23 protein-coding genes are annotated in these 24,781 nt (G+C 39.2%); 18 read left to right on the plus strand and 5 right to left on the minus strand.

Annotated features, from left to right (window positions below):
• Positions 1-14 precede the first annotated feature (14 nt).
• The 3 genes from DV942_RS10090 to DV942_RS10100 form a co-directional block, all read right to left on the minus strand.
• Positions 15-2,981, minus strand: a complete 2,967-nt coding sequence (locus DV942_RS10090; RefSeq protein ID WP_145857236.1) for a SusC/RagA family TonB-linked outer membrane protein — start codon at positions 2,979-2,981, stop codon at positions 15-17.
• A gap of 436 nt (positions 2,982-3,417) precedes the next feature.
• Entirely contained in the window at positions 3,418-4,428 is a 1,011-nt protein-coding gene (locus tag DV942_RS10095; RefSeq protein WP_145857238.1) for a LacI family DNA-binding transcriptional regulator, read from the minus strand.
• 198 nt (positions 4,429-4,626) lie between these two features.
• On the minus strand, positions 4,627-6,672 hold the full coding sequence (locus tag DV942_RS10100) for a sensor histidine kinase (RefSeq protein WP_145857240.1): 2,046 nt from the start codon (positions 6,670-6,672) through the stop codon (positions 4,627-4,629).
• 147 nt (positions 6,673-6,819) lie between these two features.
• On the opposite strand from DV942_RS10100, the gene DV942_RS10105 reads away from it, so the two are divergent.
• The gene (locus tag DV942_RS10105) at positions 6,820-7,233 is read left to right on the plus strand and encodes a LytR/AlgR family response regulator transcription factor (RefSeq protein WP_186462463.1); all 414 of its coding nucleotides are present in this window, start codon (positions 6,820-6,822) and stop codon (positions 7,231-7,233) included.
• Positions 7,234-7,588: 355 nt separating this feature from the next.
• Positions 7,589-7,948 (plus strand): response regulator, encoded by a 360-nt coding sequence (locus DV942_RS10110; RefSeq protein WP_090986470.1) that lies wholly within the window; start codon positions 7,589-7,591, stop codon positions 7,946-7,948.
• An 88-nt stretch (positions 7,949-8,036) separates the two neighbouring features.
• On the opposite strand, the gene DV942_RS10115 is transcribed toward DV942_RS10110, so the two are convergent.
• Positions 8,037-8,390, minus strand: a complete 354-nt coding sequence (locus DV942_RS10115) for a DUF6717 family protein (protein WP_145857244.1) — start codon at positions 8,388-8,390, stop codon at positions 8,037-8,039.
• A gap of 113 nt (positions 8,391-8,503) precedes the next feature.
• Here DV942_RS10115 and dinB point away from each other — a divergent pair, with 113 nt between their 5' ends.
• A complete protein-coding gene (gene dinB / locus DV942_RS10120) occupies positions 8,504-9,556 on the plus strand; it encodes a DNA polymerase IV (RefSeq protein ID WP_244950877.1) in 1,053 nt (350 codons plus the stop codon).
• A gap of 256 nt (positions 9,557-9,812) precedes the next feature.
• On the opposite strand, the gene rsmA is transcribed toward dinB, so the two are convergent.
• Positions 9,813-10,598, minus strand: a complete 786-nt coding sequence (gene rsmA, locus DV942_RS10125; RefSeq protein WP_145857247.1) for a 16S rRNA (adenine(1518)-N(6)/adenine(1519)-N(6))-dimethyltransferase RsmA — start codon at positions 10,596-10,598, stop codon at positions 9,813-9,815.
• A gap of 155 nt (positions 10,599-10,753) precedes the next feature.
• Here rsmA and pdxA point away from each other — a divergent pair, with 155 nt between their 5' ends.
• From pdxA to DV942_RS10200, 15 genes are all read left to right on the plus strand, one after another.
• Complete coding sequence (pdxA, locus tag DV942_RS10130) at positions 10,754-11,833, plus strand: 4-hydroxythreonine-4-phosphate dehydrogenase PdxA (RefSeq protein WP_145857249.1); 1,080 nt, start codon at positions 10,754-10,756, stop codon at positions 11,831-11,833.
• A gap of 206 nt (positions 11,834-12,039) precedes the next feature.
• Positions 12,040-12,879, plus strand: coding sequence for a sulfurtransferase (locus tag DV942_RS10135; protein ID WP_145857251.1), 840 nt, complete (start codon positions 12,040-12,042; stop codon positions 12,877-12,879).
• 129 nt (positions 12,880-13,008) lie between these two features.
• Positions 13,009-13,539 carry a YceD family protein gene (locus DV942_RS10140; RefSeq protein ID WP_145857253.1) on the plus strand — a complete coding sequence of 177 codons (531 nt, stop codon included), beginning with the start codon at positions 13,009-13,011 and terminating at the stop codon, positions 13,537-13,539.
• A 15-nt stretch (positions 13,540-13,554) separates the two neighbouring features.
• Positions 13,555-13,746, plus strand: coding sequence for a 50S ribosomal protein L32 (rpmF, locus tag DV942_RS10145; protein WP_025143959.1), 192 nt, complete (start codon positions 13,555-13,557; stop codon positions 13,744-13,746).
• Between the two features lie 101 nt (positions 13,747-13,847).
• Positions 13,848-14,786 carry a phosphate acyltransferase PlsX gene (plsX, locus tag DV942_RS10150; RefSeq protein WP_145857256.1) on the plus strand — a complete coding sequence of 313 codons (939 nt, stop codon included), beginning with the start codon at positions 13,848-13,850 and terminating at the stop codon, positions 14,784-14,786.
• Between the two features lie 18 nt (positions 14,787-14,804).
• Positions 14,805-15,803: a beta-ketoacyl-ACP synthase III gene (locus DV942_RS10155; protein ID WP_090986451.1), complete on the plus strand. Its 999-nt coding sequence runs from the start codon at positions 14,805-14,807 to the stop codon at positions 15,801-15,803.
• Between the two features lie 119 nt (positions 15,804-15,922).
• Complete coding sequence (gene accB / locus DV942_RS10160; protein ID WP_090986449.1) at positions 15,923-16,402, plus strand: acetyl-CoA carboxylase biotin carboxyl carrier protein; 480 nt, start codon at positions 15,923-15,925, stop codon at positions 16,400-16,402.
• 116 nt (positions 16,403-16,518) lie between these two features.
• Positions 16,519-17,859 (plus strand): acetyl-CoA carboxylase biotin carboxylase subunit, encoded by a 1,341-nt coding sequence (accC, locus tag DV942_RS10165; RefSeq protein ID WP_090986447.1) that lies wholly within the window; start codon positions 16,519-16,521, stop codon positions 17,857-17,859.
• Positions 17,860-17,954: 95 nt separating this feature from the next.
• A complete protein-coding gene (locus DV942_RS10170) occupies positions 17,955-18,152 on the plus strand; it encodes a DUF2683 family protein (protein WP_145857258.1) in 198 nt (65 codons plus the stop codon).
• A gap of 133 nt (positions 18,153-18,285) precedes the next feature.
• Positions 18,286-18,408 carry a type II toxin-antitoxin system YoeB family toxin gene (locus DV942_RS23810; protein WP_244278866.1) on the plus strand — a complete coding sequence of 41 codons (123 nt, stop codon included), beginning with the start codon at positions 18,286-18,288 and terminating at the stop codon, positions 18,406-18,408.
• Between the two features lie 470 nt (positions 18,409-18,878).
• The gene (locus DV942_RS10180) at positions 18,879-20,075 is read left to right on the plus strand and encodes an LVIVD repeat-containing protein (RefSeq protein WP_145857260.1); all 1,197 of its coding nucleotides are present in this window, start codon (positions 18,879-18,881) and stop codon (positions 20,073-20,075) included.
• A gap of 121 nt (positions 20,076-20,196) precedes the next feature.
• Positions 20,197-21,078: a twin-arginine translocase subunit TatC gene (gene tatC, locus DV942_RS10185; RefSeq protein ID WP_090986442.1), complete on the plus strand. Its 882-nt coding sequence runs from the start codon at positions 20,197-20,199 to the stop codon at positions 21,076-21,078.
• A 45-nt stretch (positions 21,079-21,123) separates the two neighbouring features.
• Complete coding sequence (gene rpiB, locus DV942_RS10190; protein ID WP_145857262.1) at positions 21,124-21,561, plus strand: ribose 5-phosphate isomerase B; 438 nt, start codon at positions 21,124-21,126, stop codon at positions 21,559-21,561.
• A gap of 25 nt (positions 21,562-21,586) precedes the next feature.
• On the plus strand, positions 21,587-23,221 hold the full coding sequence (locus DV942_RS10195; protein ID WP_145857264.1) for a M28 family peptidase: 1,635 nt from the start codon (positions 21,587-21,589) through the stop codon (positions 23,219-23,221).
• Between the two features lie 148 nt (positions 23,222-23,369).
• Positions 23,370-24,758, plus strand: a complete 1,389-nt coding sequence (locus DV942_RS10200; RefSeq protein ID WP_186462464.1) for a LutB/LldF family L-lactate oxidation iron-sulfur protein — start codon at positions 23,370-23,372, stop codon at positions 24,756-24,758.
• Positions 24,759-24,781: the final 23 nt, after the last annotated feature.

A 24,781-nucleotide genomic window follows, 5' to 3' on the forward strand; every position in this document is an offset into this window, starting at 1 on the left:
TTCTTTTTTCAGTATTAGAAACCAACATTTAAGCCCAAAGTATAGGTACGTGGACGAGGATAAAGGTTATAATCGATACCCGAAACCAGTTCCGGATCTATACCCTTGTATTTGGAAACCACAAACACATTCTGGCAGTTTGCAGAGATGCGCATGTTTGCATTTCCGGTTTTAGACAGTTTACCAACATTATAGGATAAACCAAGGTTATCCATCTTCAGGAAAGAAGCATTTTTGATAAAATAGTCGCTCAGGTACTGTACACCAGAACTTCCAGAGAAATTGGTTACATATAAATCTGAAGTAGAGTTGTTTAGAATTCCCTGGGTACTCAATACATTGTTCCTGATACCAAAGTTTGACGAAATATTGTCGTAAACGTAGTTACCGATATTGGCCCTTAATACCGTGCTTGCGGTCCATTTTTTATAGGTAAATGAGGTATTAAACCCTAAGATTACTTTAGGATCAGGTGATTTATAGAAATACTGGTCGGCTGCAGAAATGCTACCATCACCATTCAGGTCCTGATAAACACCTTCTAATGGTTTACCATCGGCATTGTATACCTGTTTATACACAAAGAATGAACCTGGTAACTGGTTAACCGCATTATATTTAAGGTGGATACCTGTACCTCCCGTAATATCGCCTGCATCAATTTTGAAACCAGAGTTCGGATTTAAGGTTAAGTTGGTAACCTGTCTTTTATTATATGCGGCATTGATGCCCAGTTCCCAACTGGTATTCTGTGTTTTAATGGCCACAAAATTTAAACTTGCTTCAGCACCTCTTACATCCATATTACCCACGTTAGTAGTTAATACATTGGTAAAGTTTGTTCCCACCGGAATAGTTACGGTACTTAACAGGTCCTTGGTTTTTTTATAGTAAACATCAATACTTCCATATAACCTTCCTTTTAGGAAACCGTAATCCAAACCAGCATTGTAAGTAGTTGTGGTTTCCCATTTCAAGTCAGGATCGTAACCTGCCGGACTATAATAGTTGTAAAAATTATTACCTACCTGGTACTGACCATTGTTTGTGCTGGCATAGTATTTAGAAAGGTAATCGTAGTTACCAATACCATCTTTGTTACCCGTTTCACCATAGCTTAAGCGTAATTTCAAGTCAGATAAGGTTTCGCTGTTTTTCAAGAAATTCTCTCCGATAATTCTCCAGGTAAAACCTACTGACGGGAAATAACCCCAACGGTTATTCTGAGCAAATTTAGAGGAAGCATCAGCCCTCATTGTACCTGATAAGATATATTTATCGTTCAAGGTATAGTTGAAACGTCCGTAATAAGAAAGCAGTTTATTCTGCTCAACGGAAAAAGGGAAAACAGGTGTGGTTAACAGTTCGCCTGTACCTTTGTAGGTAGCGAAGTTGTAATTGGTAACCGCATCATCGTAATAACCGTAACCGGCAGTTACATCAAACCTGCTTTTAATGCTTTCGATAGTTTTAGCATAACTTAAGTATGCTTCAGAAAATTTATTCATCTCAGTATTTAACCGGTTTGAATAAGATCCGCTGGTTGATGCACTTTGTGCTGCATAGATCGGCACGATGGTGCGTCCATAACCCTTTGAGTAATCATAACCCAGGTTTACAACTGCATGTAATTCAGGCAAAAAGTGAAAAGAATAATCCAATTTAAGGTTACCAAAGCTTCTTGCGGCGTTTCCACGGTTATCTTGTTGCCTGATCAGCGCTACCGGATTGCGCGGTGCATTCGGGTTAGGCACACCATTAGTACTTAACCATTCGAAATAACCACCATAGTTATTATTGGCATAAACAGGTTGTGTAGGATCGAACTGAATTGCCGCGCCTATGGCACCGTCATTTGGATATTGTGATTGGCTTAAAGATCCTTTCAAGTTCAGTTCGGCTTTCAGGTGATCAGTGAAAAATTTAGGTGCAACAGATATGGCACCTGTAGCCCTTTTCAGTTTACTGGTGATTACCACACCATCCTGATCTAGATAGCCTGCCGATACGCGGTAAGGCACTCCTTTTAAAGACCCTGCAATACTTAAATTATTATCGGTAGAGAATGCGTTCTGATAGATTTCATTCTGCCAATCGGTATTCGCTGTACCCAATAATGCTTTTTGCGCAGCGGTACCGTTTGCGTTTACAAAAGCCCGAACCTGATCGGCAGTAAGCACATTTACTTTTTTGGCAACGCTGGCAATGGAGTTATTTGTACTGAAATTGATTACAGGTTCTCCTGATGCCCCTTTTTTAGTGGTGATTAGAATTACCCCGTTAGATGCCCTTGAACCATAAATAGCTGTTGCGTTGGCATCTTTCAAAACCGTAAAAGTTTCGATATCGTTAGGGTTGATCAATGACAGCGGACTTGGTGCGTTACCAATGCTGTTACCGCTGAAAGGCACCCCGTCAACCACGATCAAAGGATCATTACTGGCATTGAGCGAGGCACCGCCACGGATACGGATGGTACTACCGCCCCCTGGTGCGCCACCGCCAGAAACGATGTTTACACCGGCTACTTTACCCTGAATCAATTGCTCAGGCGTGGTAATGGTGCCTTTTTGGAAATCTTTGGAGTTGACCGTAGTGATTGAACCAGTCAGGTTTTTCTTTTCAGCGGTACCATAACCGATTACCACCACTTCATTCAGTTTCTGCGCATCGGGTACCAATTGAAAATTAACCGTCGCATTTGCCGAAACGCTTACCGCTTTATCAAGTGTTTGATAACCGATAAAACTTGCAGATAACGTTATCTGACCATTAGATAAACCGGCAAGTTTAAAATTACCATCAACATCGGTTGATGTACTTCTGGTTGTACCTTTAACAATTACAGAGGCACCGGGCAATGGCAGGCCACTTTCATCAAGCACCTTTCCGGATACCGATCCGGTTTGTGCTTTTACCATTAATGCTGAAAAAACCAACAGCACCAAAAGCCCCTGTTTTAACAGGTAAAATACTCTCATATTTGAAGCTCGTTTAAGTATAAAAATTTGGTTAAATATTATAGTGATTTACACATAGGCCTAATTTACAGCTGTTATTGAGATTTCAAAATTTATTTAAAAAATATATTTCGGGTTAAAATATCAATTAAAAAACCCGCTGAAAAATCCACTTTTAAAAGCAAGTCGAAACTCATATTAAATAATTATTAAAATCACAAATAATTGATATTTAAATATTTACAAAATAAATTTTTCAATTTAAAGTGTAAAAAATACACTAAGTTGTTTTTACCCCTTTTTTCGGGAACGTTCCCGAAAAAAATAGATCAAAATTCCGTCATCTTTCGGGAACGTTCCCGAAAATCAATCAGAATTCTGCGTATTTTACACTAAGTGAAGAAATTTTTTGAAAATTTCAGACCAAAAAAGGCCTTGTTTTCAGACGTACTTTTACCTACTTATTGGTCGAATTCCGCTTGATTATTTTGGAGGTTAAAACCACCTCATTTAGCCGGTTTTTATTGGCATGATTATCCAATACCGTAAACAATAATTTTGCTGCTTCCTCTCCGATTTCTGTAGCGGGCTGGGTAATGGTGGTCAGTGAAGGATTTAACAAAGGGGCAATTTCCAAACTGGAGAAACTGATTACTTTTAAATCACCGGGAATATTAATACGAAGATCGTAACAGGCATAATACGTGGCAAAAGCCAAACGCTCAACCGAGGTAAAAATACCATCGGGTTTTAATTGTGTTAAAGCTTCTTTAATGATCATGCTATTTTCCTCATAGCTGTTACTGCAGTCTACAATCAGGTTTTCATCAAATGGAACCTGATGTTTGGCCAGGGCATCAATATAACCCTGCATACGGGTCTTACCTATTGATAAACTTTTATTCACCACCAGATAAGCAATTCTCCTGCAACCCTGCTCTACTAAATGTTCGGTGGCCAAAAAACTGCTGTCATAATCATTGGTAATTACCCTGGGCGTATTAATGTCTTCGTAAACCCTGTCAAAAAACACCAGAGGCAATCTTTTACTGCCAAATTTATTAAGGTAATTATGGTCGTTAGCCTCTCCTGAAACCGACATGATAATCCCATCAGCCCTACCGTTGTGCAAATGCTGGATGAAAGTTACTTCTTTTTGGTAATCATCATCAGTTACATAAATGAGGATGTGGTAACCATTTTCCCTTGCTATGCGTTCAATGCCGTGGATGGCCTGTGAGAAATAATTATTGGCCAGTTCTGGCACAATAACCGCTATGGTTTTGCTTTTTTGCTCTCTTAAATTACTGGCGTAATGATTGGGCTGGTAGTTTAATTCCTTTGCCTTTGCCAATATACGTTCCTTGGTAGCACTATTGATGTCACTATTATCCCTAAAAGCCCTCGAAATTGTAGAAGTAGATAAATTTAATGCTTCTGCTAACTTCTTAATATTAATGCTGTCCATTTTTGGCCGTTAAACCTTCTCGTTTGAATAAACGCTGTAAATATAATGTCTCGCATTTAAAATAACCTTCTTTTTTGAATATTATCCTATAAATAGTTTATACCACCCTGTGTATGTCCTGGTATTATCGCATCTTTTGTAGTCCATTGATAAAAAAAAATGCAAGTCATTTTTCTCCCGGATAATGTTTAAACCCCTTTAAGCTGTAGCAGAATCATTGACCTGATTTTTCAACACCGCCGGATTTGTCGGAATGATAAGTCTGGTGCGGATGATATCCCCTTCTTTGCTTGCATTTAACTGATAATTATCCAGATCGGACAGAATTTTGCACAATAACAATCCGATACCATGCCCTTTGGTTTCGTCTGAAACGCTCTGGCGATTCGCATAAAAATCATTTACTGTGGCAACCTTAGCTAACTTGTTATAATTTTCAACTTCAAATATGGCAGCTATATCTGTTTTGATCAGCCTGATGTGAACAGGTTGATCTGCATCTGAATACTTTACCGCATTGCTTAACAGGTTTCGCAGAATAAAGGTTATATGATGTTCGTTCCCTAATATTTCAACATCGGCGGCTATATCTGTCGTTAAAGTAATGTTTCTGGCAGTGGCAATGCCTCTGGTAGAATTAATGGTACTGCTTAATGCAATTGCAGGATAAAAAGGTGCGATAAGATGATCATAATGCATATCTAAGGCACCCCATAACAACAGTTTATCTAATATTTCATTTGCAGATTGCTGCACATTAGATAGCTGTTCAATGAGTTCTTCCTGTCTTGGCGTACCCATATGCCGCTTAAGGAGAAAGGCTAAGGCATGCAGATCTGCCAACGCGCCTTTAAGGTCGTGTCCCATTATCGAAAGAATTCTATCTTTATGCGTATTAAGCGCACTCAGCTGGTTTTTGCGTAGGTTTAAAGCTTTATTTAGTTTTCTGTTACGCAGGATAAAAAGAAACGTGATCAACAATATCGCGCCTGTTGCTGCAAATAAAAGCCGATAAAAATTACTGCGCTGGTTCGCTTTGTAGCGCTCAAATCCCACGTGTTTAAGTTTCTGGGTCGAATCCTGTAGCTTATGATTGGATATCAGGTTATCAATTGCCACACTATTTTCCTGCGTAACGATACTGTCGCGGATGGCTCTTGATTCTTTATAAGCCTCAAAAGCGAATTTATAGCGACCAAACTTCTTCGCTGAATTAGCCCGATGCTCTAGAACCTTATACAACAAATCTTTGTCCTGTGCCTTTTTGGCAAGTTCAACCGCCTCTATATAATATTGATTTGCCTGAGTAAAATGATCCGCAAAGCTTCCGAGGTGATCAAGCGCGTTCGACTGTTCACGATATAAATGGGCTTCCTTTGCCAAACTAAATGCGCGATAGGCCATTTTCCTGGCTTTGGCAACATTTCCTTTGGCGTAATAGATTTTGGAAGCATTGGTCATCAGGATCAGATAGGCATTATAATTTGGAGTGGCAAAAGGTTTGGATAGTCCCAGTTCATAATACTTCAACGCCATGTCAAGCTTATCCGATTGCTCAAAATAATTACCAATGTTAACACAAAGGTCGATGTAATTGGTATGCAACTTATCCCAATCTTCTTTTGAAAAGGATGATTCTGGTTTGTTTAGCAGCGATCGGATCAGGTTAAAGGATTTAAAATAATACCGATAACTTTCAGCAGTATTACCTGTGGCTACATTAATGGAAGCAAGTATCGAATAGCATATTGGTAATTCAACGTACACTTTGTTTCGTTCGTAAAATCTAATGGCTCTTAAAATACTAGCTGTGGCGTGTTCGTAATCTGCATTTTTATAATAAAGTACACCTCTTATTCTATTTACATTGGCTAATACAAGCAACTGCCCATTTTTATCGGCCAGTTGCTCTGCTTCGTTAAGCGATGCTAAACTTTCATTTTTTAGTCCTTTGTTCATTAATGCAATCCCTTTTCTAAACAATAGCTTAGATAGCCCTTTATCAAATGTTATAGATTTTGCATGTTGTATCCCTAAGTCGGCATACTTTATTACCAAATCGGGCTGGTACCGATATTTTGAAATACTATCTAATAAACTGTTTACCCTGTTTGTATCAACTGGCGCATCTGTCAAAAGTTTTGCAGTTACTTTCCTATTGGAATTAAGGAAAAACACAATCAAAATGAACAAATATGGAAGCTTTTTGTAGCTTCTATCGGAGAAAGTAATATTAGTGTGCATCGAGCGAGATTGATAGTTATGACGACGGACTAATCTAGTAAAAAATATAATTTACCAAAAGTGGCCATTACCTTATCGGTTCTGAAAGATATTTTTTTAAGGATTTCAATTCAACAAATCCCTAACTTTATCGAAAATATGGGGCGTATGACAACAGAGACAAAAATTAACGAGAAAAGAAAACACCGCTGCGTGATTGTTGACGACGATCCATTGCTCGTTGAACTCCTAGAGGCCTATATTAACGATACGCCTGAACTAATCTTTGCCGGTAGTTTTACCAATGCCTCAGAAGCCATACAAATGTTAAGCGACGAACAGCTAATTGATTTTTTATTTCTAGATATCAAGATGGATGGGATTTCAGGCATTGAAGCTGCAGTAAAGTTGAGAGATACTGTGAAATACCTGATATTTATTACAGCCTACAGTCAGTATGCCATGGATGCCCATCAGGTAAATGCAGACCAATACCTGCTTAAACCGGTTAGCTATAGCAAATTTATCTCCTGCCTTAATGGGCTTTTAGAAAAGAATAACAGACAACAGCGGTTATACTGATAATTACCCGGTTTTTCATGGCCATCTCTGACAGATAGTTTTTCTTCACTTAAAATAGGAACGCGTTAAAGAATATATCCTAAATTCTTCATGATCTGACAAAATCCAGGCCTGATCAAGGAAGTTGCCATGAGGTTTAAGTAATTTGAGCGGAAAAGTTTCTAAATTATTCGCCTGGATTTGGTAAGGAATCCAGCAGCTAAAAAAGCTGATCAGCTTTCCATTAAAATTCTTTACACAAATATTCTTTTTTTTTAAAACAAAAAGCATATTTGCTGCATTAATAACCTATACGCAATCAATCATCTTCTCAATTACCAGTTGAAAAACAAAAGATATGAAATAACATTACAAAATGGCGAACAAAAAAATACTGATTGCCGATGACGACGAAGGAATTGTGGATGCAATCACAATGATTTTGGAAGTGATGGGCTATGATGTTGAATTTACTTATGATGGTGGGGCAGTTATTGATGCTGTAAAAAACAAACCAGATTTAATTATGCTGGATATATGGATGAGCGGTTATGATGGCAGAGATATCTGCAAACAGCTTAAAAATAATCCTCAATTCAAGGAAATTCCTATTTTAATGATTTCAGCCAGCAGAGATATCAGACAATCTGCACTGGATGCCGGCGCAAATGATTTTATGGAAAAACCATTTGAGATGGACTCTTTATTGAATAGAGTTGAAATTTTATTGAATTAGATGGATAGATTATGTATTATAAAGCTCGCCTGGTGATCTTCATCCGGAGGAAAACCAGGTGAAGTGGAAACTTCGATCTAGCGGGTAGTTACTGGAGTTCTTTAAAATAAATCCTTTCAGGCAGGTGTTTAAAAACAAATTCTGTTACACCACAAAGCCAAATTTTATGGTTTTTAAATTCTCCGCGAAACTGTTCTAACAGGTAGTCCCCACCACCGCCCAAATTCTCTTCACGCGCATAAACAAGTGCTAAAATTTCGGCATTTTGTATGAACTGGTCAGCCATTAATAACTTACATTCATTTTCAGAAGCGGCTATCCAGTTTAACAACTCATCAGCACCTTCTACCATTTGCAAATCTTCAATAGCCCCACCCCAATCGGGAATGTCAGCATACCATTCATGTCTTGCATTTTTATAAAAACGAATAGTTCTCTCCATATTTTGTAAAGAAAAAAAATCCAGTCCAATAATCCTGATAAAAAACACGAGATTTAGGTCATTGCATGTCTGATTTGAATCCGCCGGTTTTACGAAAAATAATTCATATCGATATGGATGCTTTTTATGCATCTGTAGAGCAACGCGATTTTCCTGAATATCGTGGAAAACCTCTGGTGGTTGGCGGTAAACCGGATAGCCGTGGAGTGGTTTCTACAGCCAGTTATGAAGCCCGGCAGTATGGTATCCGCTCGGCAATGCCATCAAGTAAAGCTTATCAGCTCTGCCCTACAGCCATTTTCGTATACCCGCGTTTTGACGCCTATACTGCAGTTTCAAAATCGCTCAGGGAAATTTTTAGCCGCTACACCGACCTTATTGAACCGCTTTCGCTGGATGAAGCCTACCTTGATGTAACGGAAGACAAGCTCGGCATCGGATCAGCCCTTGATATTGCACAATCGATTAAGGACGCAATTAAAAATGAACTGAATTTAACGGCCTCGGCAGGCGTATCGATCAATAAATTTGTGGCAAAAGTAGCTTCAGACATGAATAAACCCGATGGCTTAACTTTTATTGGCCCTTCCAAAATTGAAGCTTTTATGGAAAAACTCCCTGTTGAAAAATTTTTTGGAGTAGGCAAAGTTACGAGTACCAAAATGAAGGCTATGCAGATTAATACCGGTGCAGATTTAAAAAAGCTGACAGAAGCCCAGCTTATTGCCCAATTCGGAAAATCGGGAAGATTTTATTACCAAATTGTTCGTGGAATAGACGATCGGCCCGTTCGTGCAAATCGTGAAGCAAAATCAGTAGGTGCAGAAGATACCTTATCAGAAGACACCAATGAAGATGCAGTAATGCACGATCTGCTGAAACAGATCAGCGAAACCGTAGCCAAACGTTTAGAGAAACATCAGCTGAGTGGAAAAACAGTTACCCTTAAAATCAAATTTGCAGATTTTAAACTCATTACGCGCAGCCGCTCCTTCGCTACGCCGATTAGCAAGGCCGCTGTCATTTATGCCGAAGCCATTAAACTTTTGGAAGAGGCGGCAATTGGCACAACGCAGGTGAGGTTGTTGGGCATTACCTTATCGCGGTTTTATGATGATGTGGAGATAGAAAAACCAGAGAGCAACCAGCTGGAGTTTGAGTTTTAATTCGGCTTGCTGACTTTTGCTTCGTTGCTGCATGGCAATGTTGCAACCGGGACTAAACCAGCAAAACAACCTTTGAGCTGCCGGGGCTGGTAAGGTGCACAAACCTTTGCACCTAAACCTGATCCGACGACTATCAGATGAAATGTAAACCCGTAACAGGTATGTGGGCTTGGGATGGACAGCTGTGCTACAGAAACCGATGAAAAAGCTGCGCTCCATATCTATAGTAATTGCTTACAACAGGGAATAAATATGGCTAAGCTTGCATTAATTCACTCACATGACGTGTTAAGGCTACAAAATCGGCCACAGTTAACTGCTCGGCACGTTTTTCGAAATAGATATGATCGTCCATTTTATCTTTAGGCATTACTGCAGAAACGGCATTGCGCAAGGTTTTTCTCCGCTGGTTAAAACCTGCTTTAACTACCCGCCAGAATAATTTTTCATCGCAATCAAGCGCTTCTACTTCATTTCTGGTTAAACGGATTACTGCTGAATGCACTTTCGGTGGTGGATTAAATGTACCTGGCTTAACCGTAAACAGGTATTCAATTTTATAATAAGCCTGCAGAAACACACTTAAAATACCATATTCTTTACTTCCCGCCGGTGCTGCGCAACGTTGGGCCACCTCTTTTTGAAACATCCCCACCATTTCTATCACCTTGTGGCGGTTATCTAAAATCTTAAATAAAATCTGCGATGAAATGTTGTAAGGAAAATTACCAATAATGGCAAATTTTTCGGGAAACATCACATCAAAATCAAGTTTTAAAAAATCGCCGTTAATCAACCGATCGCCAAGCTGCGGATATTTTTCGTTCAAAAAATGGAAAGATTCTGTATCAATATCAATTAGATAGGTACTTAAATCTTTACGTTGCAGCAAAAAATCAGATAAGATTCCCATCCCCGGCCCAACTTCTAACACCTGATGATATTTGTCGGTATTCGCCAAAGCCTCAACAATGCGGTTAGCAATGCCCTTGTCGGTTAAAAAATGTTGTCCTAAATGTTTTTTTGCTTTGACTAAACTCATACCCCACGGCCCTGAACGGGATTTTAAAATTAAAATTGTTAGCAAAGATAGGCTTAATATTTCTATGCAGATCAATCTGCAGGCGCTGCGGTTTCATTTTTTTTTAAAGGGTTTAAGCGAAAATCAGTAATTTGCGCTAAAAATTTCCAGTAATTATGAGCAATAAACTTAAAATTGGCATCAGTATAGGCGACGTAAACGGCATAGGTTTAGAAGTAATCATCAAAACTTTATCTAATCCGGCAATTTTAAATTACTGCACTCCAGTTGTTTATGGACATACCAAGATTTCCTCTTTTCATAGAAAAGCGAATAACCTGGGCGATTTCAGTTTTAATGTAGTTAGCCAGGCTAGCCAGGCCATACCAAAAAAGGCTAACATGATCAATTGCTGGGAAGAAGATGTAAAAATTGAACTGGGTCAGGTTACGGCAACAGGCGGAAAATATGCACTTTTATCTTTAGAACGTGCAACAGCCGACCTGATAAACGGTGATATCGATGCTTTGGTTACCGCCCCGATTAATAAGCACAATATTCAATCCGAAACTTTTGCATTTCCAGGCCATACCGAATATCTGCAGGAAAAAAGTGGCAGCAAAGATGTGCTGATGTTTTTGATCAGCGAAAATTTACGTGTTGGTGTGGTAACAGGCCACATTCCGGTAAAAGACGTGCCGGCGGCCATTACAAAAGATAAAATTGTAAATAAGTTAAAACTGATTAACGAAAGTTTAAAAAAAGACTTCTGGATCGAAAAACCCAAAATTGCTGTGCTGGGATTAAATCCACACGCCAGCGATAATGGTTTATTGGGCTCCGAAGAAGCTGAGGTCATTTCGCCAGCCATTCAGGAAGCCTACGATAAAGGCATTATTTGTTTTGGTCCATACCCTGCTGACGGTTTTTTTGGTAATAGTAGTTACAAACAGTTTGACGCCGTTTTGGCTATGTACCACGATCAGGGTTTAATTCCTTTTAAAACGCTGGCATTTCATAATGGTGTAAACTATACTGCTGGCCTAAACTTTGTCCGCACCTCTCCAGACCATGGAACAGGTTACGATATTGCGGGTAAAAACTTAGCTGATTCGACTTCCTTTACCGAAGCTTTGTTTTCAGCCATTCACATTGTAAAAAACCGTCGCGAGCAGGAGGAGATGTTGAGTAACCAATTGCGCACCGGCGGAAAAGTAGTTGAAACACAGTTTGATATTAAAGATGATGCGTCTTAAGCTAGAAGGCGGAGGGTTAGACAGGCCAAAGTCGGGGGACCGAAAGTCCGAGGTCAGCGGCATAGGGTACAAAGATCAAGTCTTGAGAAAATATCGACATCTAGACCGCAGCGGAAAATCTCTTTAGAAGTATAAAGAAAGGCTTTAAGATCAAACCTGAAATGAAATTGCGATTACGATGACTGGAGGAGTATTAATATAATCAAATGAAAACGCTATTACCCATTATTAAACCAGAAGAGCTAACCTGGCTAAACCAGGACGATGAAATCGTCATTATTGATGCCAGTGCAGGATCAAAAGCCAGATATGATGAACAACATTTGGCTGGAGCACTTTTTGCCGACGTAAATGAAGATTTAGCCAATATTGGCGATTTTGCCATTGGCGGACGTCATCCTTTACCAACACCGGAACAGTTTTCATCTGTATTACAAAAACTCGGGGTTACAGCACACAGCCATGTCATTGTTTATGATGATAAAAATGGAGGTAACGCAGCAGCGAGGCTATGGTGGATGTTAAAAGCTATCGGTCACGAAAAGGTGCAGGTAATTGACGGAGGTTTTCAGGCGGCCGTAAAAGCAGGTTTCCCAACTACTGATAAAGTTGAAATCCCAAAATCTGTTGCTCCTTACGCAGTAAAAACATGGAGTTTACCGCTATCTGATATCAATGAAGTGGAAAAAGTAGCTAAAACAGATGATTATATGGTGATTGATGTACGAGACGCCAATCGTTTTGCTGGTCTCGCCGAGCCTATCGATTTAATTGCCGGCCATATTCCGGGCGCAGCCAATATCCCGTATACTGAGAATCTGGACGCATCTGGCGCTTTCCTGTCACCTGAAATATTAAAAGAAAAATACGAAGAAGCTTTAGCGCATGTAAAACCCGAAAATGTGATTGTACATTGTGGCTCGGGCATTACCGCTTGCCATACCCTTTTAGCTATGGATTATGCAGGTTTACGGATCCCTAAACTTTACGTAGGTTCGTGGAGTGAATGGAGCAGAAACAATAAAGAAATGGTTTTAGCCGGTTAGTGCCGTTATACCTTATCGCTTAAAAATGGATAAGGCCTAAAAATCAAGAGATAACATCAACAATTTTTAAAAAACATTTTTAATCTAATAATTTATCCCTACATTTGCAGGCTAAAATTTTACAGTACTTTGAACCCACTAAAACAATTTTCATTACCGTTTACCGGCTTAAAATTGGGATCTCATCAGTTTGAATATGAGCTTGATGACCGCTTTTTTAACGCATTTGAGTATTCGTTAATTAAAAGTGGAAATTTAAGAGTAGACCTGGAACTTGAGAAACAAGAGACCATGCTGCTACTAAAATTTAAAGTTATCGGTACAGTTAATTTAGATTGCGATAAATGTTTATCTGAATTTCCGTTACCGATAAATCTTTATGAAAGGCAGATTGTAAAGTTTGCTGAAGATGAACTGGAGAGTGATGATGAGGAAATTATTTCGCTAAGCCGTAAAGAAACCGAAATTGACATTTCCGGTCCTTTATACGAAATGATTAATGTTGCAGTACCTTATATCAAAAACTGCGAACAGGCTGGTAAAGATTGTGATCAGGAGATGATTGATCGTTTAAATCAATTATCGATTGAAAACCAGGCTGAAGAAAATGAACAAACAAGCGACCCACGTTGGGAAGCCCTTAATAAGTTAAAAAAATAATTAGATTATACACCAATGGCACATCCAAAACGGAAAATCTCGAAACAGAGAAAAAATAAAAGAAGAACACACTATAAAGCTGTTACCCCTTCTTTAGCAACATGCTCGGCAACAGGTGCTATCCACGTACCTCACCGTGCTTACAACGTTGATGGTAACTTATACTACAACGGCAAACTGGTTATCGAAAATACTCAGATAGGGTAATTTTCTTAAAAAATTGTTTGTGTTTTCAGCGGCTTTAGTCATACCTTAGTCAACTGAAAAATTCAGGATTACACCTGACTTAACACAAACAGATTTTTTCTATGAAAATAGGCCTCGACATAATGGGCGGAGACTATGCTCCCAAAGCAATTGTTTTGGGAGCAATAGCTGCTCATCAATCGCTTAACGCTGGAGAGCATTTAGTTCTTATTGGCGATACCGAACAGATTAAACCCATTCTTGCAGAGGAGGGTTTTAATCCGGATCATTTTGAATACGTTCATACTGATGAAGTAATCGGTATGGGCGAACACCCCACCAAAGCAATTGTTCAGAAACCTAATTCTAGCATAGCGGTTGGTTTTAATCTTTTAAAGGAAGGTAAAATCGACTCTTTCGCAAGTGCCGGTAATTCTGGAGCTATGTTGGTTGGCGCTGTTTTTAGCGTAAAAACCATTCCGGGCATTATCCGCCCTTGTTTATGTACAATTCTTCCGAAAATTAAAGGCGGCACAGGCCTGCTGTTAGATGTAGGTGCAAATGCCGACTGTAAACCTGATATTTTATTACAATTTGGCGTTTTGGGCAGCTTATATGCAGAAAACCTTTTGCAGATTAATGACCCTAAAGTGGCCTTGATGAATATTGGTGAAGAAGATGAAAAAGGAAATATGCTAAGCATGGCTACTTTTCCGTTAATGAAAGAAACCAGCCTCTTCAACTTCGTTGGAAATGTAGAAGGCAGAGATTTATTTAACGAAAAAGCCGATGTAATTGTGTGCGATGGTTTTACCGGAAATGTGATGCTAAAATTAGCCGAATCGTTTTACGTGCTTACCATTAAAAAGGGATTAAAAGATGAGTTTTTCGATCGTTTTAATTATGAACAATACGGCGGAAGCCCGGTTCTAGGTGTTAATGCTCCCGTTGTTATCGGACATGGAATTTCCAGTCCGCTGGCTGTTAAAAATATGGTTCTGCAATCCAGAGAAATGATTACCACCGGATTGGTAGAAAAAATTAGAATGGCATTTAAATAATTTATTAAAATTCTTAAAATGAGTAAAATTCACGCTGCTATTACAGCAGTAAATGGTTATGTCCCCGACTATGTGCTTACAAACGCAGAGTTAGAAACAATTGTTGACACTTCCGATGAATGGATTACCAGTAGAACGGGAATTAAAGAACGTAGAATTTTAAAAGGTGAGGGTTTAGGTACTTCCGACATGGCCGTTCATGCGGTAAACGGTTTACTTAAAAAGAGAGGAATTGATGCAAAAGAGATTGAACTGATCATCTTTTGCACCACTACTCCAGATTTTACTTTCCCTGCAACAGCAAACGTTTTAGCAGATAAAGTTGGCGCCACCAATGCCTGGGGTTATGATTTACAGGCCGCTTGTTCCGGCTTTTTATTTGGTCTTTCTACAGGTGCATCATTTGTTGAATCAGGTAGACATAAAAAAGTTTTGGTAGTTGGAGGCGACAAGATGTCGTCGATTATCAATTATGAAGACCGCACCACCTGTATCATTTTTGGCGATGGCTGTGGCTGCGCTTTACTGGAGCCAAATGAAGAAGGCTTGGGCATTCAGGATTCTATTTTAAGAACAGATGGTTCCGGAAGAGATTTCCTGGGGATGAAAGCCGGTGGTTCTGTTAAACCGGCCTCTCACGAGACCATTGATGCCAAAGAGCATTTTGCGCATCAGGAAGGGCCAACAGTATTCAAATTTGCCGTAACCAATATGGCCGATGTTGCTGCAGAAATTATGGAACGTAACAGTTTAACTGCTGATGATGTGGCCTGGTTAGTACCGCACCAAGCCAACAAACGCATCATTGATGCTACCGCTAACCGCATGGGCGTTACTACTGATAAAGTGATGATCAACATCGAACGTTATGGCAATACAACCAATGGAACAATTCCTTTATGCTTATGGGAATGGGAAAGTAAGTTGAAAAAAGGCGATAATATCGTTTTAGCTGCTTTCGGTGGTGGCTTTACCTGGGGTTCGGTATATCTTAAATGGGCTTACGATACAAAATAGTCGGAAGTCTTTAGTCCGGAGTCCGAAGTAAAGGTACTGCCCGGATAAAAAAATAAAACAAAAAAAGTATAACTTAGTTAATTCAATAAACACTATTTTTTACATAACTAGCCTAAAAAATGGATATTAAACAAATACAGGAACTGATTAAATTTGTTTCTCGTTCTGGAGTAAATGAAGTTGCTATTGAGCAGGAAAACTTCAAAATCACGATCAAAACAAACCAGGCACCAACAGTTGTGCATGCTACCGTACCACAAGCTCCGCTTGTACAGGCTGCTGCTCCTGTTGCCACAGCTCCTACTGCTCCTACGGCAGCAACACCAGCTGTACCACCTGTTGCAGAAGACACTTCAAAATACATTACGATCAAATCACCAATGATCGGCACTTTTTACCGTTCGGCTAGCCCTGAAAAACCAATGTTTGTGAATGTTGGCGACGAAATTAGCGCGGGTAAAGTAGTTTGTATCATAGAGGCTATGAAACTTTTCAACGAGATTGAAAGTGAAGTTTCAGGCCGTATCGTTAAAATATTGGTTGATAATGCATCGCCTGTAGAATACGACCAACCGTTATTTTTAGTAGAACCTATTTAGTTATTGATTACACAGATTAATTAGATAACACCGATTACAATTGATCAGAGTGGTGGTTATTTACCGAATAAATCGGGGTAATCATTAACATCGGTGTAATCAGAAAAGGTAAAATTATGTTTAAAAAAATACTAATTGCCAACAGGGGTGAAATCGCTTTGCGTATTATCCGTACCTGTAAGGAAATGGGCATCAAAACGGTTGCTGTTTATTCTACCGCTGATCGCGAAAGTTTACACGTACGTTTTGCTGATGAGGCTGTTTGTATTGGCCCTCCACCTAGTAAAGATTCTTATTTAAATATTCCGAATATCATTTCTGCTGCAGAACTAACCAATGCCGATGCCATACATCCAGGTTACGGTTTCTTGTCAGAAAACGCAAAGTTCTCTAACATCTGCCGCGAGTATAATATCAAATTTATTGGTGCCACGCCAGAGCAGATTAACGATATGGGCGACAAAGCTTCGGCTAAAGCAACCATGAAAAATGCCGGTGTTCCAACCATTCCAGGTTCAGAAGGTTTGCTTACCAGCGTTAAAGAGGGTATTGCAATTGCCAACGAAATGGGTTATCCGGTTATCCTTAAAGCAACTGCCGGTGGTGGTGGCCGGGGTATGCGTGTGGTTTGGAAAGATGAAGATTTCGAAAATGCCTGGGATAGCGCCCGCCAAGAATCTGGCGCAGCCTTCGGTAATGATGGTTTATATTTAGAAAAATACATCGAAGATCCACGCCACATTGAAATTCAGGTTATTGGCGACCAGTTTGGCAAAGCCTGTCACTTATCAGAACGCGATTGTTCGATTCAACGCCGTCACCAAAAACTGGTAGAAGAATCCCCTTCGCCGTTTATGACAGAAGAACTGCGTTTAAGAATGGGTGAAGCAGCTATTAAAGGTGCCATGGCCGTAAATTACGAAGGTGCAGGTACTATTGAGTTCTTGGTTGATAAACATCGTAACTTCTATTTCATGGAAATGAATACCCGTATCCAGGTAGAGCATCCGGTTACCGAGGAAGTAATCAACTTCGATTTAATTAAAGAACAGATAAAAGTTGCTGCTGGCATTCCGATCTCAGGTAAAAACTATACGCCGGAAATGCACGCAATTGAGTGCCGTATCAATGCCGAAGACCCGGCAAATAATTTCCGTCCATCACCAGGGAAAATTACGAATTTTCATTCACCAGGTGGTCATGGTGTTCGTGTAGATACACACGTTTATGCCGGATATTCTATCCCTGCGAATTACGATTCGATGATTGCAAAATTAATCTGCGTGGCTCAAACCCGCGAAGAAGCCATTTGTACCATGGAACGCGCTTTAAGCGAGTTTGTAATTGAAGGCATCAAAACCACCATTCCTTTCCATTTACAATTGATGAAAGACCCTAATTTCAGAGCAGGAAATTTCACTACCAAGTTTATGGAAACCTTTGAGTTTTCGGAATAACATGAAGTGTCATAGAAATTTAAATCCCATTTTGGTAAAACAAAATGGGATTTTTCTTTGTCAAAGAATTAAATTTATTTCAGTAAATTTGAATTATGGAAACATTAATTGTACATCCGGAAAATAAAGCGCAGCTAAATGCTATAAAGCAGGTTTTAAAAGCAATGAAGATTTCTTTTGAAAAAGAAGAGAAGCCTTATAACCCAGAATTTGTTGAAAAAATTTTGAAAGGCGATCAAGACTTCAGCGAAGGGAAATTCACAAAAGTTGATCTCGATAACTTATGGAAATAGTTTTTCTTCCAAAAGCCAATGAAGATTTAGATTTTTGGAAGAAATCTGGAAATACAATTATCCAAAAGAAAATTCATAGCCTTTTAGTTGCGATAACAATTCTCCATTTGAAGGTATTGGAAAACCAGAGGCGCTGAAATATAATCTTACAGGCAAGTGGTCTAGAAGAATAAACTCAGAACATAGAATTATTTATTCAGTTTCAGAAACTGAACAGATTATTAAAATCTATTCGCTAAGAGGCCACTATAATTAACTTAAAAACTCGAATTTATCTAAATATCATCCTGCTCTCAATACAATGAATAGGACAGTAAATTGCAACAAGAAATTTATGGAAACCTTCTAATTTTCTGAAGGATAATAATGATTTTCACAGTTTTACTTACAAACCTAAGTTCGATTATTTTCTTGATATAAATGTTAATTTTTAAGTGTTTATAATGACGAGATCGTCATGCTGAATTTATTCCAGCACCTTTTCTACAAAATAGACCCTGAAATAAATTCAGGGTGACAACCAGAAAATAAAAACGTTCATAAAATATCTTCAGAACAAATTATTAATAGAGTTCGGTTTATAAAGGTCTGTTCAGAATGTTTGAAACGGCCTTAATCTATTTTGCAAGATTTTCTTTCAACAGATAAATAGCTAATATCTAATAGTTAGCGATAACGCTGTAGCGTTTAATTAATATGTTACGTTTAATCACAAACATTCAAAACATGAAAAAAAATCTAACTAACGCATTCCTTATCCTACTTGCTTTTGCAGTATTTACTTCGTGCAAAAAAGATGAATATGAAACCATCCAGATTGTCAAAATGATTTCCGCTAAGGAAATGAGGGCCATGCCTACAGGACTTACTAGGGCTACTCCCGCAAAAAAGACTGGAAAAATATACATTTACAAAGATTATCTTTTCATAAATGAGCCCAATGAAGGCATTCACATCTACAATAATATCAATCCGAACGCTCCTGTGAATATGGCTTTTCTGAAAATCCCGGGCAATGTAGATTTAGCAATCCACAATAATATTCTTTATGCCGATAATTTTATCGATTTGCTGGCTTTCGATCTATCGAATATAAATAATATTACATTGGTTAAAAGGGTAACTGATGTTTTTAGTCAGTTCAATAATCCAGGCATTGAAAAATATATTTACACTTATAAAGATACAGTAGTAAAAAAACAAACATATAAGCGTGAAATGCAATATGTTGCTTTCAGTACTTCTTCGTCGCAAGCTGGTTCGGGCCAAGGCGGTTCGATGGCCAGGTTCACCCTGATGAACGATTATTTATATACCGTTGGTACAAGTAATTTAAATCTGTTTAATGTTAAAACCGCATCAGACCCAACATTTTTAAAGACAATCAGTTTGGGTTGGGGAGTAGAAACCATCTTCCCTTATGATAACAAGTTATTCATAGGTACCAACAGAGGCATGCACATCTTTGGTGCCAGCGATCCGGCCAATCCTGTCCAACTATCTACCTACAGCCATATTTTCGCTTGCGACCCGGTGGTTGTACAAGGCAAGTATGCTTATGTTACTTTACGCACCGGCAATTTATGCAGGCAGGCCAGTAATCAGTTGGAAGTTGTGGATATTGAAGATCCGACCAAGCCAAAACAGATAGCGGTTTACCCAATGCAAAACCCACATGGCTTAAGCACCTCTGGTGATTATCTCTTTCTCTGCGAAGGTAGCTATGGAATAAAGAGTTTTAATATCAGAGATAACACGAAAATCAGCGACAACATGTTGCAGCATCTAAACAATATTAAAAGTTTTGATGTCATTGCCGGCCCCAAATCTTTGATCGTTACAGGAGAAGATGGTATATATCAATTTAATTATAGTAACGCCGCAAATTTAAGGCAGTTGAGTTTAATTAAAAACCAATTCTAAAACTACTATGAGAGCATAGTTTGTTATTTTTACAGCCATTTCTCATAATAATCTAAACTATTTCTATATTTAACACGTAAATACCATTCTATTCAAATAGAATGGTATTTTTGTTTTCAACATGAGCGACATTAAAAAAACTTTACTTACAAAAGCTATCGGTCAAAAGAGCACCAATTTAGAGGCAGAAATGTCTTTTTTCGATCATCTGGATGTTCTCCGTAAACATTTAATCAGAGCCGTAATTGCTATTGCCGTTTTTACGGGTATCGCTTTTTACTTCAACGAGGAGATTCTGGATAAAATAATTTTTGGACCCAAAAAGCCTGATTTTTGGACTTATCGGATGATGTGTAAACTGGTAGAGCATTTCCCATCCTTAGGTAAGGATATGTGTATCACCAAAATTAATGGGGAAATCATCAATACCGAGATGGCCGGCCAATTTAACCTTCAGTTAAATGTTTGTGTGATGTGCGGTATCGTTGTGGGCTTCCCTTACCTCTTGTGGGAGATCTGGCGTTTCGTTAAACCAGCGTTGCACGATAATGAGCGCAAATCGGCCAGTGGTTTTGTTTTTTTCGCCTCCTTATTGTTCGTTGTTGGTATCTTTTTTGGCTATTTTATAGTTTGTCCCTTATCGGTTAATTTTTTAACTGGTTATACAGTTAGTACTGAAATTAAAAATACTTTTACAGTTGATTCTTACCTGTCATCGGTTGCAACCCTTACTTTGGGTACCGGGATTATTTTCGAGCTCCCGGTTATCATTTTTATTCTATCCAAACTTGGTTTAATGACGCCAAAACTGATGCGTGCCAGCAGAAGGTATGCCACTGTAATTATTTTAATTATCGCTGCCATTGTAACCCCTACACCAGATATCATGACGATGTTGATAGTAGCTACTCCTTTATTCTTATTGTATGAGCTGAGTATTTTTGTTTCGGCCTATATTGAAAGAAAGAAGAAAAAAGCTGAAGCTGCATTCTATGCAAACTAACAAAAACATTACGAACAGAATTCATAATTCTCTATACATTTGACAATGTCTGATACAAAAATAAAAATTGCTATTGGCGCGGATCATGCCGGATTCGATTATAAAGAAATATTAAAAGATTTTTTAAAAGATTACGAAGTAAAGGATTTTGGACCTTTCTCAGCAGATTCAGTTGACTATCCTGATTTTGCACATCCTGTGGCCAGTGCAGTTGAAAACGGAGAATTTACCTACGGTATTTTACTATGCGGCTCGGCTAACGGCGTGGCCATAACAGCTAACAAACACCAGGGCATAAGAGCAGGCTTGTGCTGGGAAAACGAAGTGGCTTCGTTGGTACGCCTCCATAATAATGCCAATGTACTTTGTATACCGGCTCGCTTTGTATCTGTAGATGAAGCCAAACAAATTACCGAAACCTTTTTAACTACGCCGTTTGAAGGTGGCCGCCACCAAAATCGGGTTGAAAAGATTTCTTGCTAACCCAACCTCAACTAAAATTATCATCATGAACAAAAAGTTTTTAACCCTTGGTTTGGCTACACTTGTTACAGCAAGTTGTTTTAGCCAGATTAAACCATTACCTGCCAATAAAGACGCTATTAAATTTAGCAGGGCCATTAATCCTGATAATGCCTATAAACACCTTTCCATTTTAGCATCCGACGAATATGAAGGACGCGAGACAGGAACAAAAGGCGCCTGGATGGCTGCAGACTATATCCGCGATTATTTTAAATCAATTGGCTTAAAAGGCCCGGCTGATGGAGGTTATTTCCAGAAAATCAACCTCGTAAATGTTACCTTGAAAGAAAGCCAGGTAACTGTTAACGGTCAGCCGAAAGAGTATCAGAAAGATTATGTGGTTGCTCCGAGCCTAATCAGCGATAAGGGTTTTACCTTCTCTACCGATCAGATTGTATTTGTCGGCTACGGAATAAAAAAAGACAGCTATAACGATTTTGCAGGAACAGATATTAAAGGCAAAGTGGTGATGATGTTTAACGGTGGCGACCCAACCATTAAACCTGGTACCCGCGTTGATAGGGCTGCTTACCGCGCCATGTTAGAAAACCGGGCAAAATATTTTGCTGAAAATAATGTAAAAGCTATTATCCTCATCGATCCAAGTGTGGATAGAATTACAGAAAACACCAAACAGGCTCAAAACAACGGCCGTGTAATGGTCAAAACAAATGCGGCTATTGAGGCCCAGAAACAGAATGAGATACCACGCATCTCTATCTCTGTGGCCTTAGCCAACGATCTTTTAAAATCAGCAAATACTACAGCAGCCGACTTACAAAAGAAAATTACAGAAAGTCTTACACCTGCTTCACAGGTAATAAATGTTCCTTTTTCAGCAAGTGCTGCCAAAAACGAAGCATCGGTTAGGTGCGAAAACGTTTTGGGTTACTTGGAAGGATCAGATCCCGTACTTAAAAAAGAAGTATTAATCTTAACGGGTCACTACGATCATATTGGTTTAGAAACTGATCCTAACGCGAAAGATAAAGTAAACAACGGTGCCGACGACGATGGATCGGGTACTACCGGTGTTTTACTAATGGCAAAAGCTTTTACTGATGCCAAAAAAGCAGGTAAAGGTCCTAAACGCAGTATCTTATTTATGACTGTTGTTGGAGAAGAAAAAGGACTGTGGGGATCTGAGTGGTATTCTGAGCATCCTGTTTTCCCGGTTGCCAATACCATTGCTGATTTAAATACCGATATGATTGGCCGTATAGGTGAAGAGTATTTGGGCAAACCTGATTCGGCAAACTACATTTATTCAGTAGGTTCGAGGATGTTAAGTAGCGACCTCGCCAATTTAAGTGAGCAGGTAAACGCTACCTATACTAAAATGAAACTGGATTATAAATATGATGATCCTAAAGATCCCGAGCAAATTTATTATCGCTCAGACCACTACAACTTTGCTAAATTAGGCATTCCGATTATTTTTTATTATGATGGAATGTTACAGCAGGATTACCATAAACCCGGTGATGAAGTGAGCAAAATCAACTTTCCTTTATTATCAAAAAGAGCGAAACTCACCTACTTTACCGCATGGGAGCTTGCCAACAGAGCCAAGCGTCCGGTTGTAGACATGGACGGAAAAGGAAATCCAAAGAAATAATGTTCAAAATACTCAGCCTCAACGAAATGTTGGGGCTTTTTTCTACACATTACTTTTGGCACCTGCATAAATTCCTATCTTTGGTTTTTAACGAAGTAACACCAAACTAAAAGCGGTTATTCTTCGTTACCCCTATAATAAATTGCTATTGATGAAAACTGCCGAGGAATTTTTAGAGAAGTCAGATGAGAAAGCTTTCGATTTGCCGCACCGTAAAACCATAAATTATAATATTGGTAAATACAATGCGGCGGTTGAACGGGGCTTATCGAAATTCGAAAACCTCGAGGCTTCTAAGAAAAAAGCCCATGTAATTAAATGGCGTGTAATGGAAAATCTCGACAAGTTCTTACCAGAATTCGAGTCAAATTTTCAGCGTCGCGGCGGTAAGGTGATCTGGGCAAATGATGCTGCAGAAGCCCAGGCAGAAATCCTCAATATCATTAAAAGAAACAATGGAAAAACGGTCATCAAATCTAAATCGATGACGACCGAAGAAATTCACCTGAACGATTTCCTGGAGCAGAATAATATTGAATCGCTGGAAAGCGATCTGGGAGAATATATCGTACAGTTATTGGGCCAGGCGCCCTACCATATTGTTACCCCTGCCATGCACTTAAGTGCTACTGATATTGCGCAGTTATTCCACGATAAATTTGGAACTCCCATTGATGCTACACCACCGCAGCTGGTGCAAAAAGCCAGGGAACTACTCCGAGACAAATATTTGAATGCCGATATTGGTATAAGCGGAGGGAATTTCCTGATCGCCGATACCGGCAGTATTGCCATTACCGAAAATGAAGGCAATGCCAGGTTAAGCACTACTTTCCCCAAAATACATATTGCCATTGTTGGTATTGAAAAGATCATCCCTTCTATGGCCGACCTGGACCTGTTCTGGCCTTTGTTGGCTTCGCACGGTACCGGACAAAACCTAACGGTTTACAATAGTATCCTGAGCGGACCGCGTCAACCAAATGAAACGGATGGACCCGAAGAAATGTATGTGATCCTGCTGGATAATGGCCGCACCAATTTACTGGCTCAAAAGGATCAGCGACAAGGTTTGTACTGCATTCGTTGTGGTGCCTGTTTAAATGCCTGCCCGGTATATAAAAATATCGGTGGACACACTTATAATACCACCTATAGCGGTCCAATTGGCTCGGTAATTACGCCACATTTAAAAGGTATGGAAGAGTTTAAGCATTTGAGCTATGCTTCCAGTCTCTGCGGAAAATGCTCAGAAGTATGTCCGGTAAAAATCGATATCCATAAAATGCTGCTGCTTAACCGAAGAGATGCTGCAGCTGGTCATGAGAACGGCAAACAGGAAGAAATCGGCTGGAGCATGTTCAGCAAGATGATGCAAAAACGCAAATGGATGGATTTCTTCGGCGGAAAATTTAAAAACTTTATGCTCAAAACCTTCTTTAAAAAGAGCTGGGGCAAATACCGTGAAATGCCAAAGGTTGCCGATAAATCATTCGCCAAACAGTTTGAGGAATTAAAGAAGAGCCGGGAGTCCTGAGTCCAGAATCATTAGTCAAACCA

It is taken from the genome of Pedobacter suwonensis, from assembly GCF_007833675.1.
GTDB lineage: Bacteria > Bacteroidota > Bacteroidia > Sphingobacteriales > Sphingobacteriaceae > Pedobacter > Pedobacter suwonensis.

What these genes read in the sequence shown, in the direction of transcription:
- DV942_RS10170 (WP_145857258.1), top strand. Translation starts at nt 17,955, where the DNA reads ATGGAAACATTAATTGTACATCCGGAAAATAAAGCGCAGCTAAATGCT.
- accB (WP_090986449.1), top strand. Translation starts at nt 15,923, where the DNA reads ATGGATATTAAACAAATACAGGAACTGATTAAATTTGTTTCTCGTTCT.
- plsX (WP_145857256.1), top strand. Translation starts at nt 13,848, where the DNA reads ATGAAAATAGGCCTCGACATAATGGGCGGAGACTATGCTCCCAAAGCA.
- DV942_RS10135 (WP_145857251.1), top strand. Translation starts at nt 12,040, where the DNA reads ATGAAAACGCTATTACCCATTATTAAACCAGAAGAGCTAACCTGGCTA.
- DV942_RS10100 (WP_145857240.1), bottom strand. Translation starts at nt 6,672, where the DNA reads ATGCACACTAATATTACTTTCTCCGATAGAAGCTACAAAAAGCTTCCA.
- DV942_RS10105 (WP_186462463.1), top strand. Translation starts at nt 6,820, where the DNA reads ATGACAACAGAGACAAAAATTAACGAGAAAAGAAAACACCGCTGCGTG.
- rsmA (WP_145857247.1), bottom strand. Translation starts at nt 10,598, where the DNA reads ATGAGTTTAGTCAAAGCAAAAAAACATTTAGGACAACATTTTTTAACC.
- DV942_RS10180 (WP_145857260.1), top strand. Translation starts at nt 18,879, where the DNA reads ATGAAAAAAAATCTAACTAACGCATTCCTTATCCTACTTGCTTTTGCA.
- dinB (WP_244950877.1), top strand. Translation starts at nt 8,504, where the DNA reads ATGGATGCTTTTTATGCATCTGTAGAGCAACGCGATTTTCCTGAATAT.
- DV942_RS10115 (WP_145857244.1), bottom strand. Translation starts at nt 8,390, where the DNA reads ATGGAGAGAACTATTCGTTTTTATAAAAATGCAAGACATGAATGGTAT.
- rpiB (WP_145857262.1), top strand. Translation starts at nt 21,124, where the DNA reads ATGTCTGATACAAAAATAAAAATTGCTATTGGCGCGGATCATGCCGGA.
- DV942_RS10110 (WP_090986470.1), top strand. Translation starts at nt 7,589, where the DNA reads ATGGCGAACAAAAAAATACTGATTGCCGATGACGACGAAGGAATTGTG.
- DV942_RS10155 (WP_090986451.1), top strand. Translation starts at nt 14,805, where the DNA reads ATGAGTAAAATTCACGCTGCTATTACAGCAGTAAATGGTTATGTCCCC.
- DV942_RS10090 (WP_145857236.1), bottom strand. Translation starts at nt 2,981, where the DNA reads ATGAGAGTATTTTACCTGTTAAAACAGGGGCTTTTGGTGCTGTTGGTT.
- tatC (WP_090986442.1), top strand. Translation starts at nt 20,197, where the DNA reads ATGAGCGACATTAAAAAAACTTTACTTACAAAAGCTATCGGTCAAAAG.
- accC (WP_090986447.1), top strand. Translation starts at nt 16,519, where the DNA reads ATGTTTAAAAAAATACTAATTGCCAACAGGGGTGAAATCGCTTTGCGT.
- pdxA (WP_145857249.1), top strand. Translation starts at nt 10,754, where the DNA reads ATGAGCAATAAACTTAAAATTGGCATCAGTATAGGCGACGTAAACGGC.
- rpmF (WP_025143959.1), top strand. Translation starts at nt 13,555, where the DNA reads ATGGCACATCCAAAACGGAAAATCTCGAAACAGAGAAAAAATAAAAGA.
- DV942_RS10095 (WP_145857238.1), bottom strand. Translation starts at nt 4,428, where the DNA reads ATGGACAGCATTAATATTAAGAAGTTAGCAGAAGCATTAAATTTATCT.
- DV942_RS10195 (WP_145857264.1), top strand. Translation starts at nt 21,587, where the DNA reads ATGAACAAAAAGTTTTTAACCCTTGGTTTGGCTACACTTGTTACAGCA.